At 68.4% G+C, this 16,316-nt stretch carries 12 protein-coding genes and 1 pseudogene; 6 read left to right on the top strand and 7 right to left on the bottom strand.

Annotated features, from left to right (window positions below; genetic code table 11):
• Positions 1-20: 20 nt before the first annotated feature.
• Positions 21-2,138 carry an OmpA family protein gene (locus K368_RS0102285; RefSeq protein ID WP_027170970.1) on the bottom strand — a complete coding sequence of 706 codons (2,118 nt, stop codon included), beginning with the start codon at positions 2,136-2,138 and terminating at the stop codon, positions 21-23.
• A gap of 230 nt (positions 2,139-2,368) precedes the next feature.
• Complete coding sequence (locus K368_RS0102280; RefSeq protein ID WP_027170969.1) at positions 2,369-3,403, bottom strand: DUF2865 domain-containing protein; 1,035 nt, start codon at positions 3,401-3,403, stop codon at positions 2,369-2,371.
• 151 nt (positions 3,404-3,554) lie between these two features.
• On the opposite strand from K368_RS0102280, the gene K368_RS0102275 reads away from it, so the two are divergent.
• A complete protein-coding gene (locus tag K368_RS0102275; RefSeq protein ID WP_155935308.1) occupies positions 3,555-4,091 on the top strand; it encodes a CreA family protein in 537 nt (178 codons plus the stop codon).
• A gap of 68 nt (positions 4,092-4,159) precedes the next feature.
• On the opposite strand, the gene K368_RS0102270 is transcribed toward K368_RS0102275, so the two are convergent.
• The gene (locus K368_RS0102270) at positions 4,160-4,501 is read right to left on the bottom strand and encodes a hypothetical protein (RefSeq protein ID WP_027170967.1); all 342 of its coding nucleotides are present in this window, start codon (positions 4,499-4,501) and stop codon (positions 4,160-4,162) included.
• A gap of 369 nt (positions 4,502-4,870) precedes the next feature.
• Between K368_RS0102270 and cysS the strand changes: the two genes are divergently transcribed.
• The 3 genes from cysS (at position 4,871) to K368_RS23715 (ending at position 7,448) form a co-directional block, all read left to right on the top strand.
• Positions 4,871-6,253, top strand: a complete 1,383-nt coding sequence (gene cysS, locus K368_RS0102265) for a cysteine--tRNA ligase (protein WP_027170966.1) — start codon at positions 4,871-4,873, stop codon at positions 6,251-6,253.
• 108 nt (positions 6,254-6,361) lie between these two features.
• On the top strand, positions 6,362-6,700 hold the full coding sequence (locus tag K368_RS0102260) for a helix-turn-helix domain-containing protein (RefSeq protein WP_027170965.1): 339 nt from the start codon (positions 6,362-6,364) through the stop codon (positions 6,698-6,700).
• Complete coding sequence (locus K368_RS23715; RefSeq protein WP_051439724.1) at positions 6,690-7,448, top strand: HipA domain-containing protein; 759 nt, start codon at positions 6,690-6,692, stop codon at positions 7,446-7,448. The genes K368_RS0102260 and K368_RS23715 overlap by 11 nt, the downstream gene beginning before the upstream one ends.
• A gap of 137 nt (positions 7,449-7,585) precedes the next feature.
• Here the strand turns inward: K368_RS23715 and K368_RS23710 are convergent, their stop codons facing one another.
• Together K368_RS23710 and K368_RS27235 are read right to left on the bottom strand one after the other, a co-directional pair.
• Positions 7,586-10,084, bottom strand: coding sequence for a caspase family protein (locus K368_RS23710; RefSeq protein WP_051439723.1), 2,499 nt, complete (start codon positions 10,082-10,084; stop codon positions 7,586-7,588).
• Between the two features lie 224 nt (positions 10,085-10,308).
• Positions 10,309-10,518, bottom strand: a pseudogene (locus K368_RS27235) (hypothetical protein); the annotation flags it as partial.
• A gap of 247 nt (positions 10,519-10,765) precedes the next feature.
• Here K368_RS27235 and K368_RS23705 point away from each other — a divergent pair.
• Positions 10,766-12,904 carry a TonB-dependent siderophore receptor gene (locus K368_RS23705; RefSeq protein ID WP_197030969.1) on the top strand — a complete coding sequence of 713 codons (2,139 nt, stop codon included), beginning with the start codon at positions 10,766-10,768 and terminating at the stop codon, positions 12,902-12,904.
• Between the two features lie 185 nt (positions 12,905-13,089).
• Here K368_RS23705 and K368_RS0102235 read toward each other — a convergent pair whose 3' ends face one another.
• Positions 13,090-13,305: a hypothetical protein gene (locus K368_RS0102235; RefSeq protein ID WP_018041891.1), complete on the bottom strand. Its 216-nt coding sequence runs from the start codon at positions 13,303-13,305 to the stop codon at positions 13,090-13,092.
• 253 nt (positions 13,306-13,558) lie between these two features.
• Positions 13,559-14,173, bottom strand: a complete 615-nt coding sequence (locus K368_RS0102230) for a helix-hairpin-helix domain-containing protein (protein ID WP_027170963.1) — start codon at positions 14,171-14,173, stop codon at positions 13,559-13,561.
• A gap of 217 nt (positions 14,174-14,390) precedes the next feature.
• Between K368_RS0102230 and K368_RS0102225 the strand changes: the two genes are divergently transcribed.
• A complete protein-coding gene (locus K368_RS0102225) occupies positions 14,391-16,256 on the top strand; it encodes an ABC transporter ATP-binding protein (protein ID WP_027170962.1) in 1,866 nt (621 codons plus the stop codon).
• Positions 16,257-16,316: the final 60 nt, after the last annotated feature.

Raw genomic sequence — 16,316 nt, 5'->3', positions numbered from 1 at the left:
AGGCGGCTTACTTGGACGACTTACTTGGGCGGCGCCTCGGCGGCCTCGCCCTGCTGTTGGATCAGCGGGGTGATGCGGCGTACCGTGACCCGGCGGTTCTCCCGCGAGGCTTCCTGGGTGTTCACCTTGAGGGATTGCTCACCGTAGCCCTGGGTGGTGAGGTTCTCCGGCGGCACCTGGAAGTTCTGGCTGAGCACCGTGGCCACCGACTGGGCGCGACGATCCGAGAGCGAGAGGTTGTCGACCTCGCTGCCCACCGCATCGGTGTAGCCCTCGATCAGGAACACTTCCTGCGGGTTGGCCTTCACCGCCTGGTTGATCGCCGCCGCGATGTTGCCGAGTCGCGAGGCCTGATCAGGCGTCACGTCGAACGATCCGGTATCGAAGGTGATCGTGTCGATGTCGACGCTGCGCATCCGTGCCCGCAGCTGCGGGCTGTAGCGCACCTGATCGAGGGTATAGCGCCGGTCCACCGCCGCCACCGGCGGGGCGGACAGGGCCTCGTAGACCTGCCGCTCGTCGGCCCCTTCGTAGTTCACTACGTAGCGGTCGCGGGGGATGCGGATGTCCGGCGGCGGCAGGTCGACCACGTCCTCGTAGATGGGACGCTGCGGACCGCCGAAGCCGTTATCGATGATCACGACCTCGCGGCCGTCGCGGAAGCGGCGCGAACGGCGCACGAGGCGGCCGTCATCGTCCACCACGGTGACGATCTGGATACCGCCCGGACGATCGAGATAGGTGATCGTGTCGCCGCCACGGCGCTCGCTGCGATAGGCACCGCGGTCGAGATACCGGAAGCGCTCGTTCTCATCGTGACGAATAAAGTAATTGTCGCGATCCCGCACGATGATGCGGCCGGGCTCGCGGATATAGGTCCGTCCGCCCTCGTTGAACTCACGCCGGTCGCGACGGACTTCGTCGTAGCTGCGCACGTCGTTGCCACGGAAACCGCCCTCGACATAACCGGGCCGGCCCGGTCGGTTGAACACGTCGCGGCGATCACGCTCATCCTTCCGTTCGAAAGCCTCGCGGCGTTCGCGATCGCGCCGCTCGATCTCGCCGCGCCGCTCGGGATCACCCGCTGCCGGGCGGTTGGGCGTGCCGGCTCTGTTGTCGTCCGGCGTCCCGCGTCGGTCGTCCGGCCCGCGTCGGTCGTCCGCTCCACGCTTGTCGTCCGGCCCGCGCCTGTCGTCGCGATCGTTCTTTTCCTGCGCCTGACCGGGCGGGACGAAGGGCTTTCCCGGAACGCCCGGCCGGGCATTGGGAGCCGGCTTCGCGTCGGGGGCTTTGGTCTCGGGCGTCTTGGCGTCCGGCGTCTTGGCGTCCGGCGTTGCGTCCGGTGCGCCGCGACGGGTGGGATCGGTCTTATCGTTCCGGTCGGGCTTTTCGTTCCGGTCCGGCCTGCCCTCACGCTCGGGCTTGTCCCCGCGCTCGGGCTTGCTGCTCGGATCGGGCCTTTCGCCACGCTCGGGCTTGGCGCTTCTGTCCGGCTTGTCCCCCCGGTCGGGCTTCTCGGGTCTATCCGGCTTCTCGTTCCGGTCGGGCCTGTCGCCACGCTCGGGGCGGGCAGGACGATCGGGCGTCGCGTCGCGCTCGGGAGCGGCCGGGGCACGCTCGCGCGGGGCCGGAGCCTCCTTCGGCGCCGGCTTGGCTGGGGCCGGATCGGGATTGCGCTCGCGCGCAGCCGGCGGGGCCGGCCGTTCGGCCGGGGCGCGGTCGGGCTTCTCGGGACGGTCGGGGCGATCAGGACGCTCCGGGCGGTCAGGACGTTCGGGGCGGTCAGGACGTTCGGCGCGGGCGGGCCGCTCGGCCGGGGCACGCTCTTCCCGGGCGGGGACCTTCTCCTGGCGCGGCTCGGGGCGTTCGGCCCTCTCCGGTCGTTCGGCGCGCTCGGGGCGTTCGGCCCTTTCCGGGCGCTCTGCACGCTCCGGACGCTCGGCTCTCTCCGGCCTCGCCGCGCCGCCACGGGGGGCATCGCCGCCTCCACGCGGGTCGCCGCGCTCGGCTCCCGGACCCGCCTGCGCGAGCAGCATCACGCCCGACCCGCCCCTGTCGGGGCTGGCCGAGAGGGGGCCCGATAGGATCAGGGCCGGTAGCATGGTGCTGGTCAGAAAAAGCAGGCGGGTGGTCCGCATGGATGGTCACTCACAAACGTGGATGTGGCCATCGGAACCGAATGGAGCCCGGATGGTTCCGGATTCACTGACGGATCATTCACCCGTATTCCGCCGTCCCGCCGGGGGTCATCGGCGGCGCGAATTGGAAAGACCGTTTTCGGTCAATACGTTGCCCGAGGAATGCCGGGACGGATCGGCGATCTCGCAGAGGATGCGGCATCGGCCGCACCTCGCCCCGGCAAAGACCGTCAGGGCGCGGCCGATCGAGCCGGCGTCGCGATCATGTTCGGCGCGATGATGCGGACACTCGGCCGCGCTTCGCCGCCTGCGACGACCGCCACCGCCGTCGCGCCCGGATTGGCTTCGGCACCCGCTCCCTCGCGAACCGTGCCGGCCTCGGAGACGACCGCCCCGTTCCGGTTCGCAGCATCGGCGGCGAGGATGGCGGCGGTCTTGTCCGCGCGGCCCGCGAGGGTGACGCGCACCTTCGGCCGCGACATGGCTTCCGCCTGCATCGGCGTCACGAAGATGTCGCCCTTGTGCCGGACGAGCATGCTCTCGGCCTTCACCAGGGATTGGGCCCAGGTCTGGTTCGCCTTCTTGCACGAGCAGTCCGGCGTGAAGCTCTTCTGGAACTTGAAGGCGTTGGCGAGCGAGACATAGGCCCGGCTGCCCTTGACCGACGCGGCCTGTTTCAGCGCGTCATCGCCATGGGGCATCGAATAGGCCACCGCCTCCGTGCCGGGGCACAGGGCCTGGCACAGTTCGTTGGCGCCTTCGCGGCCATCGGGCAGGTTGTTCATCGGGAAATAGGCGCCGTCGCAGGTCCGGACGCAGACCACCTGCGGCCCGCCCCGTCCGCGCTGCTCGCCGGTCACGCCCTCGACGATCTTCGGGCCGCTATCGGCGCAGGAGGAGGCGATGGCGGCCGTGAGCTGGCGCCGCCGGGCGGCAGTGACTTCGCCGTTCTCGGCGCCGTAGCCGGCCTGGAGCGCCCGGATGCGCTGCTCCACCGCGCCGCATTGCGGGGGGCGCGAATCGAAGAACAGGAACTTGCCGCCCTCGCAACTCAGGGTCCGGTAATAGGCCTCCAGCCGGCCGATCTCGTTCTGAAGGGCGCGGGCGGTATTGGCGCCGTCGCTCAGATTGGCGAGTTCGAAGCGGTATCGCTGGCACTGGGCGTTGGGTGCCTGCGCCTGAACGGCTGTCCCGAACGCGATGGCGGCCATGGCGGCGCCGAGCGTTGCGACGAGCTTGCGGATCTGTGGAGGGATCAGCGGCATGACCTGTCAGAAACGGGTGTGAAGCTGGGCGGTTCCGGCCCTCGGGCAGGGTACGGAAGAACGCCTTTGCAAAGGGTGTCTAACCGCCCTCGCCTAAGCGGGACAGTGTTCCCACATGCCCATCGGCAAACTTGAGGGGAATGATGTGATGATGTGTCTTCGGAGTCTCACAAGCCGGGCGGTGGCGGCGGGGTTGGCGGCGCTGGTCATGGGCGGGACGGCGGCGCGCGCCGACGATACGGACCGGATCTTCGACAAGTCCACCGTGTGGCGCCCGCTCACCCCCAACGACAAGCTCGTGGTCTACGGCATCGACGACCCCGAGGTCGCCGGCATCGCCTGCTGGTACACGCAGCCCGAGAAGGGGGGAATCAAGGGTACGCTCGGCCTCGCCGAGGACGTCTCCGACATCTCCCTTGCCTGCCGGCAGGTCGGCCCGGTGTCGTTCAAGAATCCGAAGGACAAGCTCAAGCAGGGCGAAGTCGTATTCAGCGAACGGCGGTCGCTGATCTTCAAGTCGATGCAGATCGTCCGCGGTTGCGACGCGAAGCGCAACACGCTGATCTACATGGTCTATTCCGACAAGGTGATCCAGGGCTCGCCCAAGAACTCCACCACGGCTGTTCCGCTGATGCCGTGGGGCACAGCCGAGGCGCCGCCCCGCTGCGGCGATTTCTTCAAGGGCTGATCCGGCCCGGAGGCGGTGCCGGCACGAGGCCGGGCCGCCTCGAACACGGAGAGGTCGCTCCTCGCGGGTCAGTCCTTGCAGGTGATGCGGATCGGCGGCTCTACGGGCGTCCGCGTCTCCGGCTGGTCGATCGCACCGGTATGGTCTTCCGGAGCGGCGAGGCCGAAGGAGCCGGCCACCGCGAACCCTTGCGCCTCGCACCAGGCATCGGCCACGACCTGCCCGCACGAGCCGCTGCCCGCCGCCAGACATTCGCCGACGCCGTAGCCTTCGCCGGCGGGGATCAGGAACGTCTTCTCCGCATGGCCCGGGACGCGGGCCGGGGTCTCGCCGTCACCGATGGCCAGGGCGGCGGAGGAAATGAGCGCGAAGGCGCAGAGAGCGCCGAGACCGGCAGCCGAGCGTCGCATGGGCAGTGACCTTGATGACGGGATCCACGAAAGGCGGGATTCACCGGTTGGGAGGATTCGCGTTTGGGAAAATCTCGGCGTCGTCGGTAAACAAATCCTTTCCGGATTGTCGCGACCTTGACCGAACCTCTTCCGGCGTCGTTCTCGAATTCATCACCGTTTTAGGGTAGCGCAGTTGGTCGGCAGGGTCCGTCGCCTCCGTGCAACACGTAGGGTGCATGGCGTCCGGCCGATCTGATCATCGCGGTTTCCGGGCGCATGCCCCGCGACTCGTAAAAGTTGATCGGTTCTCGGGATTTAGGGCATGGGGACAAGCGGCATCCGCCGGTGGCGGAGCCGTCTCGTTCCAGGGTTACGAAAGACGGTTTCATGGCGCCGATGTTGCGGCTCTACAACACGCTGACCCGCGAGAAGGCGCCATTCGCGCCGATCGATTCGACGCATGTGCGGATGTATGCCTGCGGGCCGACGGTCTATGACGCCGCCCATATCGGCAATGCCCGGCCGATCATCGTGTTCGACCTGTTGTTCCGGCTGCTGCGCCACCTCTACGGCGAGGCGCACGTCACCTATGCCCGCAACGTCACGGACGTGGACGACAAGATCAACGCCCGCGCGGCCGAACGCGGCATCACCATCCGCGAACTCACCGACGGGACGCTCGCCGCCTTCCACGGCGACATCCGCGACCTCGGCGTGCTGATGGCCGAGGATGTGAACGTGGCGGGCGAACGCCCCCGCTTCGTCGAGCCCCGCGCCACCGACCACATCGCCGAGATGCGCACGATCATCGACGGGCTCGTGGCATCGGGCCACGCCTACGTGGCGGACGGCCATGTGCTGTTCGACGTGCCCTCGATGGCGGATTACGGCGCGCTCTCCAAGCGGCCCCTCGACGAGATGGAGGCCGGCGCCCGCGTCGAGGTGGCGCCCTACAAGCGCTCGCCCCTCGATTTCGTCCTGTGGAAGCCCTCCAAGCCCGGCGAACCGTCATGGCCCTCTCCGGCCGGCATCGCCGCGCCGGGGCGGCCCGGCTGGCACATCGAGTGCTCGGCCATGTCGTGGAAGCATCTGGGCCGGACCTTCGACATCCATGCCGGCGGCATCGACCTGATCTTCCCCCATCACGAGAACGAAGTTGCCCAGTCGCGCTGCTGCTTTGCCACCGACGTCATGGCCAATGTCTGGCTCCATAATGGCTTCCTCCAGGTGGAGGGGCAGAAGATGTCGAAATCGCTCGGCAACTTCATCACCCTGCGCGAGGTGCTGAAGGACTGGCCCGGCGAGGTCGTGCGCCTCGCCATGCTGAAGACGCATTACCGCCAGCCCATCGACTGGACCGTTCGCGGGCTGGAGGAGGCGGCGAAGATGATCGACCGCTGGTACGGCATCGTCGGCGACGTGGCCGCCGTCGCCCAGGTGCCGGCCTCCGTGGTGGAGCCGCTCCTCGACGACCTCAACACCGCCGCCGCCCTCGCCGAGTTGCACCGCCTCGACGATCCGGCGGCGCTGAAGGCCGGGGCGGGTCTCCTCGGCCTCCTCGGGCGGACGCAGTCGGCGCGGGCGGACAGCGCCATCGCCGCCGCAGGCGTCGACGTGGCGGCCGTGGAGGCCGCGATCGAGGCCCGGCGTACCGCCCGCGCCGCCAAGGACTGGCCCGCCTCCGACCGCGCCCGCGACGCCCTGGTCGCCATGGGCGTCACCGTGAAGGACAACAAGGACGGCACGACTACGTGGACGGTGTCGCGATAAACGCGGATGCCGATTCCGGAGACGCCGCAGCTTATATTCGATGGGAGGAATCCTCCGAAATAGAAAACATACTTTCATCTAAGCTGCCTGGGATGCAAGGATGATTGCATGACGAACGAACGCTCGGCACATGCTCCCTTCGAGGTTTCGGAGGGGCTTCGCGAGATCGGGCAGGCCATCAGGGCCGCGCGACTGCGCCGACGTCAGCCTGCATCCGACCTCGCGTCCCGCGTGGGGGTCTCCCTCCCGACATTGCGCAAGCTCGAAAAAGGCGATCCTTCGGTGTCGCTCGGCGTCTTCGCCAGGGCCGTCTGGACCCTTGGCCTGTTCCCGGCCGTCCGGCGCGCGGTCAGCCCCGAGAACGACCACCTGGCCGCTTCCATCGAAACCAGCCGCCTTCCCAGCCGTGCGCGTCGCCCGCGCGATGTGAACCTCGATGACCTCTGACGTCTATGTCCATGTCCGCCGCGAGGACGGCGCCACGGACCTCGTCACCCGACCGAAGGCCGTCATCGAGTACGAGGGTGCCTTATGGATCGCCAAGTTCCAAAGGCGGGACGACACCTACGACCAATGCGGCGCAGAGCACGCGACGATGCGTCTGACATCCCGTTGCGGGATCGACGCCGCCGAAACCCGGGTTCTCGCGGTCGGGCCTCGCAAGGTCGTCCTGGTGAAGCGCTTCGACCGCGATGCGGCCCCCTACCACCCGACATGCCACTACATGAGCGGATTGACCGCTCTCGGATTGGATGAAACCTCCGATTCCGGTTCCTACCCCGACCTCGCCATGTTCCTCCTCCGGCACGGCGCGCGTCACGTGTCCGACCGCCATGAACTGTTCCGCCGCATGGTGTTCAACGTCCTGTGCGGCAACCGGGACGATCACCTCAAGAACCACGCCTTCCTCCGATGCGGCGACGGGTGGCGGTTGTCCCAGGCCTTCGACGTGGTCCCCCAACCGGATATGGATCCCCAGCAGGCCATCGGCGTCGGTCGATCCGGGAGCTACCCGACCACCGGCAACTGCCTGACACGGGTCGAGGATTTCGACCTCTCGCCGGACGAGGCCCGAGACATCGTCGCCACCCTCGCCATCCGCATGCGCTCCTGGCGTGCCGACTTCGTCGCCGACGGCGTCGACGATGCAACGGTCGAGCGGCTCGCGCGCGCATTCTCGAAAGACCTCGACTGACCTCAGGCGCGGCGGGCGTCCGCAGAACGCGCTGAGGACGACCATCGGTGGGGATCCGCGCCGATGGATGCAAGTCGGTCTCAGCGAAGCCCGACACGAGGTCCGGGCTCATCCTCCCCTTCCTGGGAGAAGCCGCCTCAGCGGCAGGGCCGGCCCGGATGGCAGTGCGGGTTCCCGCCCGATGGCGGAGCCTGCCTCTGCTGGCGCTGAGCCGCCTGTTGCTGCTGCTGTTGCTGCATCATCTGTTGCCGCTGGGCAGCCTGTTGCTGTTGTTGCTGGGCCTGCATCTGCTGGCGCTGTGCCTGTTGCTGCTGCTCCATCTGCATGCGCTGCTGCTGGCGGTTCTCCTGGATCTGCTGGCGCTGCATCATCTGCTGCTGCTGGGCCTGGCCCTGCTGGCGCCGGGCGGCCTGTTGCTGCTCCATCTGCATCCGCTGTTGCTGACGGGTCTCCTGGATCTGAAGCCTCTGCTGCTGGCGCTGCAGGGCATCGGAATCCGGGCCGCGTCGCGGCGGCTGCCCGGCTGCTTCGCGATTGGGGTTGGCTGGCTCCCGTCTGGCGCGCTCGATGCCGTTCGGCTCGACGCCCGGCCGGGCCACCCGATCATGGCCCGGACGCCCCTCGCGGGCGCGGTCGTCTCGCGGCTGGTCGAGGGCGGGACGCAGCTGCGGTCGTTCGGCTTTGGCGGCGGCGCGGGCCGCCTCCCGGCGCTGCTCGATCCGTTCCCGTCGCAAGGCCGCACGGTCGGCGGGATCGGCGTTGCCGCGTCCGGCTCCGGGGCCGACGGGGTTCGCCGCATCGGGCGGGGGACGACGGTCGATGGCGGCCTTCCGGTCCGGCCCGGTCTTGCCGTCCCCCGGGCGCACGCGGTCCGGCGGTCCGCCGACGTCACCGGACGGGCGCGTGTTCGCGACCGGCCTCGGGTCCGGCAAAGCCTTCGGGTCCGGCCGTGCGGCGCGCGGGTCTGGGGCGCCTACCGCGGGGAGCGGGCGGCCGATGCGGGGACCGTTCGGTCTTTCGTCGCGGGCGCCCGGCGGCAGGCCGGGGCGGTCGCGTCGAGGGCCGTCGGCGGTGGGGCCGGCGTCGTGACGGCCGGCGCGGTGCGACAGGGAGGGCGGCAGCGCCACCCGGGCGGCGAGTGCCGCCGCTCCGAGACCGGCGGCACCGCCCACGAGAGCCGCCGCCGAAGGTCCGCGCGGCCGCTCGATGACGCGCCGGTTGATCTCGTTGATCACCACCGTGTTGTGGATGTTCTGATAGATGACGTTGTCCGGCGGCGCGACGATGTAGGCGGGCGCGCTCACATAGGCCGGAACCGGCTCGAAGAGGGGGACGGGGAGGGCGAACGACTCGTCCTCGGGCGGCGGCGCCGCGATGTCCACGATATAGGCCGGGCGGGGTGCCAGCATGCCGGGGGGCGGCGGGGGCAGGGCATAGGCCGGGTCGTCGAAGGCGACGACCTGCCGGTCGAAATAGCTCTCCTCCTCCGGCGGCGGCGGGGGCAGATCGAAGGAGAGCGCTGTGAAGGCCTCGGGGGGCCTCGGCGGGGCGGAGAGGCGGGCGAGGCGACGGCGCGCATCCGCCGCGTGCGGTCCGCGCGGGTAGCGCGAAAGGTAGGACCAGTAGGCGTCCTGCGTGCCGGACGACAGGGCGCGGCGCCAAGTCGTCGCCTCGCGCCGCGCGGCCACGATGGCGCGCACGCGCTTGGCCATCGGGTCGTCGGGATAGGCCCCGAGGAAATCCTGGTACCCCTGCAGGGTGTCGCGCTCGACGGCGACCGAATAGGCGTCCCGCGCGCCGATCTCGCGCAACGGCCGGTCGCGGAGGGCCGCGATCGGTTCGGCCTGCGCCGGGGCGGGCGCATCTGCATTGCGCTCGAAGAATACGAACGGCACCTCGATCTTGGAATCGTCCCAGGGCATGGCCGCGCCCCCGGTGGTCTCGCTCACCCGCAGGCGCACCCGGTCGAAGAGCGCCGCCGGCTGGAGACCGCCCTCGCGGATCATCTCCACCAGGGCCTGCGCATAGGTGCCATAGGCCCCCGTCTCGGGCGGCGCCACGGTACCGGGCGCCGCGTTGTAGGCGATGAGGCTGCCGGGTTCGGCCTCCACCAGGGCGAGACCGCCGGCCAGCGGCTCCCCCGTCTTCACGAACGGGTTGGCGCGGGCCGCATCGAGCACGACGAACCGGGCCTTCAAGGGAACGGTGGAGAGGCGCTTGATGTAGTCTGACACGCGCAGGGCCGCGACGGGAACGTCGACGGCGGTGGCGATGCGGGCATCCACCGGGGCGAAGAAGGTCTCGCCCTCAAGCTGCAGCCCGTATCCGGCGAGATAGACGAAGGCCACCGTGTCCGGTCCCGATGCCGCCGCCTTGTCGAGGAAGTCGCGCAGGGCCTTGCGCAGGGTGTCCTCGTCGAGGTCGCGCGCGCCCACGACGTCGAAGCCTGCCGCCTGCAGCGTCTGCGCGATGAGGCCGGCATCGTTGGCGGCGGTGGCGATGGGTGCCCCCTCATAGGCGCCGTTGCCAACCACGAGGGCGATGCGCTTCTCGGCCTGCTGCGCGTTGGCCGGCACGCAGATCAGCAGGGCGGCGAACAGGGCTGCGAAGACGGCAACATAGCGGGACAGGACCATCGCCGGGAACCTCCGTCGCCGCCTGCAGCGACGACCGACACCATACGGAGCATCGCGGACGACCCGAGCGCGAGCGGTCGCACCATCGTGCAGAATCTTGCGGTCGTCCAGGGATGCCCGGAATCGGGCTTACCAAATCGTCGCTCGGAGCGGCCCCGATCCCGGCGCATGCATGCGCCTCTCCGCCGGGCCGGTGACCGAGGAACTGCGTTTCGTGTTCGCCATTGCTTGGCGCGATTGATCCGCGCGCGGAGCGCTTTCGCCGCGGTCTCGGTCTCGGTCACGTTCCCGCGGTCCTTCTCAGGAGCGAGCTGGCCGTTGTGATAGATGTCCTGCTCCACATAGAGCTGCCCGCCATCCCACCGCACCACATTGTCGATCTTGGAGGTCTCGGTCACCCCGAGATCGTCGCGCAGGGTGATGGTGTTCGGCAATAAATGAACTGCTCTACTATGAATTTCCTCTTTTATATCTTGATCGTAAATAGTTTAGAGCTTTTCCAAAGCGTCATCGAATTACAACAGGGGTGTATGAACTGAGTTGTGCCCCCTCGTGTTGAGTGAAACGTGCTTGTTGCGGAGAGGTCTGTCCTTCAACAGATCTCGATATCGACAATGACGTGCCGAGACTTGAGACGACGACACAATGAGCAAATTAGTGGCTGAATTATATTGCAGCACAATGCTGCGCCCGCTCGTCGTCCTGAATATAGTCACCATTCTGGCGGTCGGTGTCGGGCCGTTCTCCGCCGCGAAGGCCCAGACGCTTCCGGCCGAGAGCGCGGTGGTCCTGTCGGAGCTGTCGGTGGTCGGCAGTGGCGAGCGGGCGAGCGGCCCCGTCACCGGCTATCGGGCGAGCCGTTCCGCGACCTCGACCCGGACGGACACCGCCCTGCGCGACTCTCCGCAATCGGTCCAGGTCGTTCCCCGTGACGTGCTCGTCGACCAGCAGGACATCCGCCTGACCGATGCGCTCACCAATGTGAGCAATGTCCAGCCCGCCGGCACCATCCAGGGCCGGTCCGACACCTATGTGCTGCGTGGCTTCAACACGCAGACCTACGCGATCGACGGCGTCCTATTGAACCCAGCCAACACTTTCCAGCCGACGCAGCGCGACCTCGCCAATGTCGAGCGCGTGGAAGTGCTCAAGGGTCCCACTTCCGTCCTTTATGGCAGGGGCGATCCCGGTGGCCTGATCAATATCGTGACGCGCCAGCCGATGCTCACGCCTTCCGCGGACCTCACCCTGCAGGGCGGGTCTTACGCCTTCCGGCGGCTTCAAGGCTCGGTGACGGGAGCGGTCCCGGGGACGGACGGGCTCGCCGCCCGCTTCAGCTTCGCCACGCAGGACGACCCCACCTTCCGGGATTTCGGTGGCCCTGCCAATTCACGCCATTTCTTTGCGCCGTCCCTGCTGTGGACCCCCGATGCTTCGACGCGGATCTCCCTGAATGCCGAGTTCTCGCGCCAGCACAGCCAGTATGACGAAGGTCTCACGGCTTTCCGGGGCCGGGTGCCCCTGGACAATATCCGCCGTTACTATGGCGAGTCATGGTCCCGGTATTATGGGGAATCGAACTCCATCACCCTGAAGGCCGAGCATGACGTCAACGAAAGCCTGACCTTGCGGCAGGTGATCAACGGCCAGTGGGGCAGGTTCGACGTGTTCGCCACCCGTGCCACCGGAGTGAGCGCGAACGGGGCGTCGCTGACGCGGCGCCTGACCGAGGTCGAGTCCATCTACAACTCGATCGACAGCCAGACGGAAGCCGTTGCCCGTTTCGATCTGTTCGGCTTCCGCCACACGGCCCTGTTCGGCGTCGAGATCGTCGATGGTTACCGGCATCCCTATTCGCAGCAGGGCACGGCCAGCCCGGTCTCCTTCCTCAACCCGATCCGGGGATCGATCCCGCAGATCGGAACGCTCGCCCTGCAGAGCGACCTGCGGCAGAAGCTGTTCATGGTCGGCACCTACATGCAGGACCAGATCGAGCTGGCCGAGGGGCTGCAACTCGTCCTCGGTGTCCGCCTGGATACGGCCAACCAGTTGTATTTCCAGCGCACCGCCACCAACAACACCGTGCCTCCGACTCAGGACGTCACCGGAACCTCGCCGCGCGTCGGCCTGGTCTGGCGGCCGATCGAGCCGCTCACCGTCTATGGAAGCTTCACGACCTCCTTCACGCCCCAGACCGCCAATGTGATCGGTGGCCTTACGCCGGCGCCGGAAACAGGCGAGCAGGTCGAGATCGGCACGCGGATCGACCTGATCCCCGATCGTCTCACCCTGAGCGCCGCCGCCTTCCGGATCATTCGCGCGAACGTCGCCGCGGCCGACCCTTCCAATACCGGTTTCTCCATCATCACCGGCGAGCAGCGTTCGCAGGGCGTCGAGGCCGACATCGCCGGCGAGATCCTGCCCGGCTGGAGGATCATCGGCGGTATCGGCTATCTCGATGCGCGGGTGACGCAGGATACGACGATCGCCATCGGCAACCGGCTCCCGGCCGCCCCGACCTTCAGCACCAGCCTGTGGTCGACCTATCAGTTCCAGAGCGGCCCCATGCGGGGTTGGGGATTCGGCGGCGGCGTCACCTATGTGGGCGAGCGCTTCGGTGACATCACCAACAGTTACAAGGTCGGCGCCTATGCGCGCCTCGACGCGACGGTGTTCTACGAGATCGACCCGACATGGCGTTTCGCCGTGAACGGACGCAACCTCACGGATCGCCGCTACATCGAGCAGCCCTTCAATCAGTTCAACAACCTCCCCGGCTCACCGCTCACCGTCCTCGCCAGCCTGACGGCCCGCTACTGAGGCGAGGCGTCCGCCTTGCGCTGTTCCCACCCCGCGCCCGGCCTTTGACGGGATGTGACGCGCTCCTGCGACCGCCATCACTGAGATCGGTGATGGGTTTTGCGGCCCCATCACCGGCCCCGGCAGGGCCGATCCCGCTAATGGGCGGCGGTCTTCTCCGACCGTGGGGCCTGACGGCGCCGCGCCTATTGCTTGGCGCGGTTGATCAGCGCCTGGAGCGCCCGCGCCACGGGCTCGGTGACGTTCTTGCGGTACTTCTTATGAACGAGCTGGCCGTTGTGATAGATGTCGTGCTCCACATAGAGCCGCTCGCCGTCCCACCGCACCACGTTGTCGGTCTCGGAGGTCTCCGTCACCCCGAGGTCGTCGCGCAGGGTGATGTTGCTAGGCTGTGTCAACATATCGGATCCTTTCAAGGGTTTCTGGCGCGATGGACGCGGGCGGGGTCCCGCGAGGCGGGCCATGCGGAACGGGTCCGCGCGATGCCGGCGAACCGGGCCGTCCCTCGCCGAGCCGTGGTGGCACGCATCTCACCCATCCGGCCCCGACGCCTCGTTGTCTCTTCGGTGGATCGCATGGCTGTCGCCCACGATCCTCTCGCCGATCTTACGAAGCGGCGGCGCCCGATGCCAGCACCAAGCCAGCCTCCATCGCTCAACGCACGGTCACCTGGTTCTTGATCCGCTCGTAGGTCGACCGGCTCAGGACGCGTTTCGAGAGGAGTTGATCCACCGAGGCATAGGGCCGGCGCTGGGCGATGGCGCGGCCGATCATGCCGCCGCCCTTGAGGCCGTTGAGCTCCGCGACCGAGGCGGTGTTGAGATCCACCACGGAGACCGCCGCCGGTCCCGCATTGTCGCTGGCCTGCTGCGTCTCGGAGGGTGTCGCGTTCAGGGGAGGGCTCTCGGCCAGGGGCGCCACGGGGCCGCCATAGGGGAGGGGGGCCGGGTTGAGCGCGGAATTCGCTCCCTCCGGCGGGCCGGGCGGCGTTTGTCGCGGCAGCGGCCGGATCGGAGACGGCGGAAGGACGGCTTGCGGGGCCGCAGGAGCGGCAGGGACGGGCTGCTGTGCCGAGGGCGCCGGCTCCGCGCGACGCTCGGGCGGCACGGGCGCGGATTGTTGCGGACTGGCCTTGGTCGGCTCGGTGCGCTGCACCGGCGGCGCCGGATCGTCGCTGCCCTGCGGCCAGAAGGCCTGGACCAGGCCCGCCAGCGCCGCCGCCACGACGAAGAGCACGACCACCCGTAGAAGAGTCGAACCGCTGAGCATCCAACCCGCCTCACGCGCACAGTGCGGGCGGGATTCTAACATGGGACAGAAAGCAAAGTCTTGCCGTCATGCCCGATGTCCTCAGGCGTCTGCGCGATGAAGCGGATCATCTGAACGCCCGTCGCATGAGGCTGCCGCGGCGACGCCGCCGGGGAAGTCCATCGCGCACCCTACGACGCATCGACGGACGGGGCCGGCCACGGCATGGTCCGCCGCGATGTCCGCCACCTCCTTCGCTCCCTCGCTGAACCGGTTCGTCGTCGAGCGCGTGGGCGCGCTGCGCTACCTGCCGGCCTTGTTCCGCCTCGTTCATGCCGCGAGCCCCCGGCTACTGATGGCGAGCCTCGCCCTGCGCCTTGTCCGGGCGAGCCTGCCGGTGCTGATGCTCTATCTCGCCAAGCTCATCCTCGACGCCATCGTCGCGGAGCATGCCCGGCCCCATCCGGCCGGAACCGGCCTCGCCGGCTGGATGGCGGACCCCGCCCTGAGCCGTCTCGCCGGCCTCGTCGCCGTCGAGCTCGGCCTCGCCATCCTGTCCGATCTGCTGGGGCGGTTGAGCACCCTCACCGACGGGTTGGTCGCGGACCTCTACGCCAATGCCGCCACCCTCCGGCTGATGCGCCATGCCGCCGCCCTCGACCTCGAACAGTTCGAGGACAGTGCCCAGCAGGACCGGCTGGAACGCGCCCGCCGGCAGGTCACCGGGCGCTCCAACCTGCTGTTTCAGCTCTTCGGGCAGGGGCAGGATCTGATCACGCTCGTCGCCTTCGGTATCGGTCTGGCCGCCTACGCCCCCTGGCTGATCCTGCTGCTCGCCGGCTCCCTGGTCCCGGCCTTCCTCAACGAGCTCTACTTCAACAGGCAGGGTTATCGCCTCGCCTGGACCCGCACCCCGGAGCGGCGGCAGATCGATTATCTGCGCTATCTCGGGGCCAGCGTGGAATCGGCCAAGGAGGTCAAGCTCTTCGGCCTCAACGCCTATATCGCCGAGCGCTACCGGATCGTGGCCGCCAAGCTCCTGGCCGACAACCGGGCGCTGGCCATCCGCCGGGCCGGCTGGGGCGGCCTTTTCGCGGCGTTGGGTACGCTCGCCTATTACGCGGCCTATGCCACCATCGTCTGGCGCACGGTGGCGGGTGCTTTCTCCATCGGCGATCTCGCCTTCCTGGCAGGCTCGTTCCAGCGCCTGCGCGGCCTGATCGAGGGCCTGCTGCTCGGCTTCTCGCAGATTTCCTCGCAGGCCCAGTATCTCGAAGACCTGTTCTCGTTTTTCGAGGTGGAGCCCTCCATCCGCTCGCCGGAGCGGCCCGTCCCGTTCCCGCAGCCGATCACCGATGGCATCGTCTTCGAAAAGGTCGGGTTCCGCTATCCCGGCACCGAGACCTGGGCGGTCCGATCCTTGAGCTTCCGCCTGGCCGCCGGGGAAGTGCTGGCCCTGGTGGGCGAGAACGGCGCCGGCAAGACCACGATCGTCAAGCTCCTGACACGGCTCTACGACCCCACCGAGGGCCGTGTGCTGCTCGATGGCCGCCCGCTCTCCGATTACGATCTCGACGACCTGCGCGCCCGCATCGGTGTCATCTTCCAGGATTTCGTGCGCTTCGATTTCACCGCCGCCGAGAACGTCGCCGTCGGGCGCATCGACGAGCGTCAGGATGCTGCCCGCATCGCCCGCGCCGCCGGGCGCAGCCTCGCCGACGGCGTGATCGAACGCCTGCCGCTGGGCTATGACCAGCCGCTCGGCAAGCGCTTCGCCGACGGCGTCGACCTTTCCGGCGGCCAATGGCAGAAGATCGCGCTCAGCCGGGCCTATATGCGCGAGGCCGAGATCCTGATCCTCGACGAGCCCACCGCCGCCCTCGACGCCCGCGCCGAGTTCGAGGTGTTCCAGCGCTTTCGCGATCTCAGCCGGGGACGCAGCTGCGTGCTGATCTCGCACCGTTTCTCCACCGTGCGCATGGCCGACCGCATCCTCGTCCTCGACGGGGGCAAGGTCATCGAGGCCGGAACGCACGAGGAACTCCAGGTCAGGGGCGGGCGCTACGCGGAGCTGTTCGAATTGCAGGCTGCCGGCTACCGCTGAGGGGCCGGCGGGTATGCTTCCGCGACAACACAGGGGTGACGCGACCTCCCGCGCGGCCCG

Source organism: Methylobacterium sp. 10, assembly GCF_000519085.1.
Lineage (GTDB): Bacteria > Pseudomonadota > Alphaproteobacteria > Rhizobiales > Beijerinckiaceae > Methylobacterium.
This window is presented reverse-complemented; position numbering and strand designations above follow the sequence as displayed.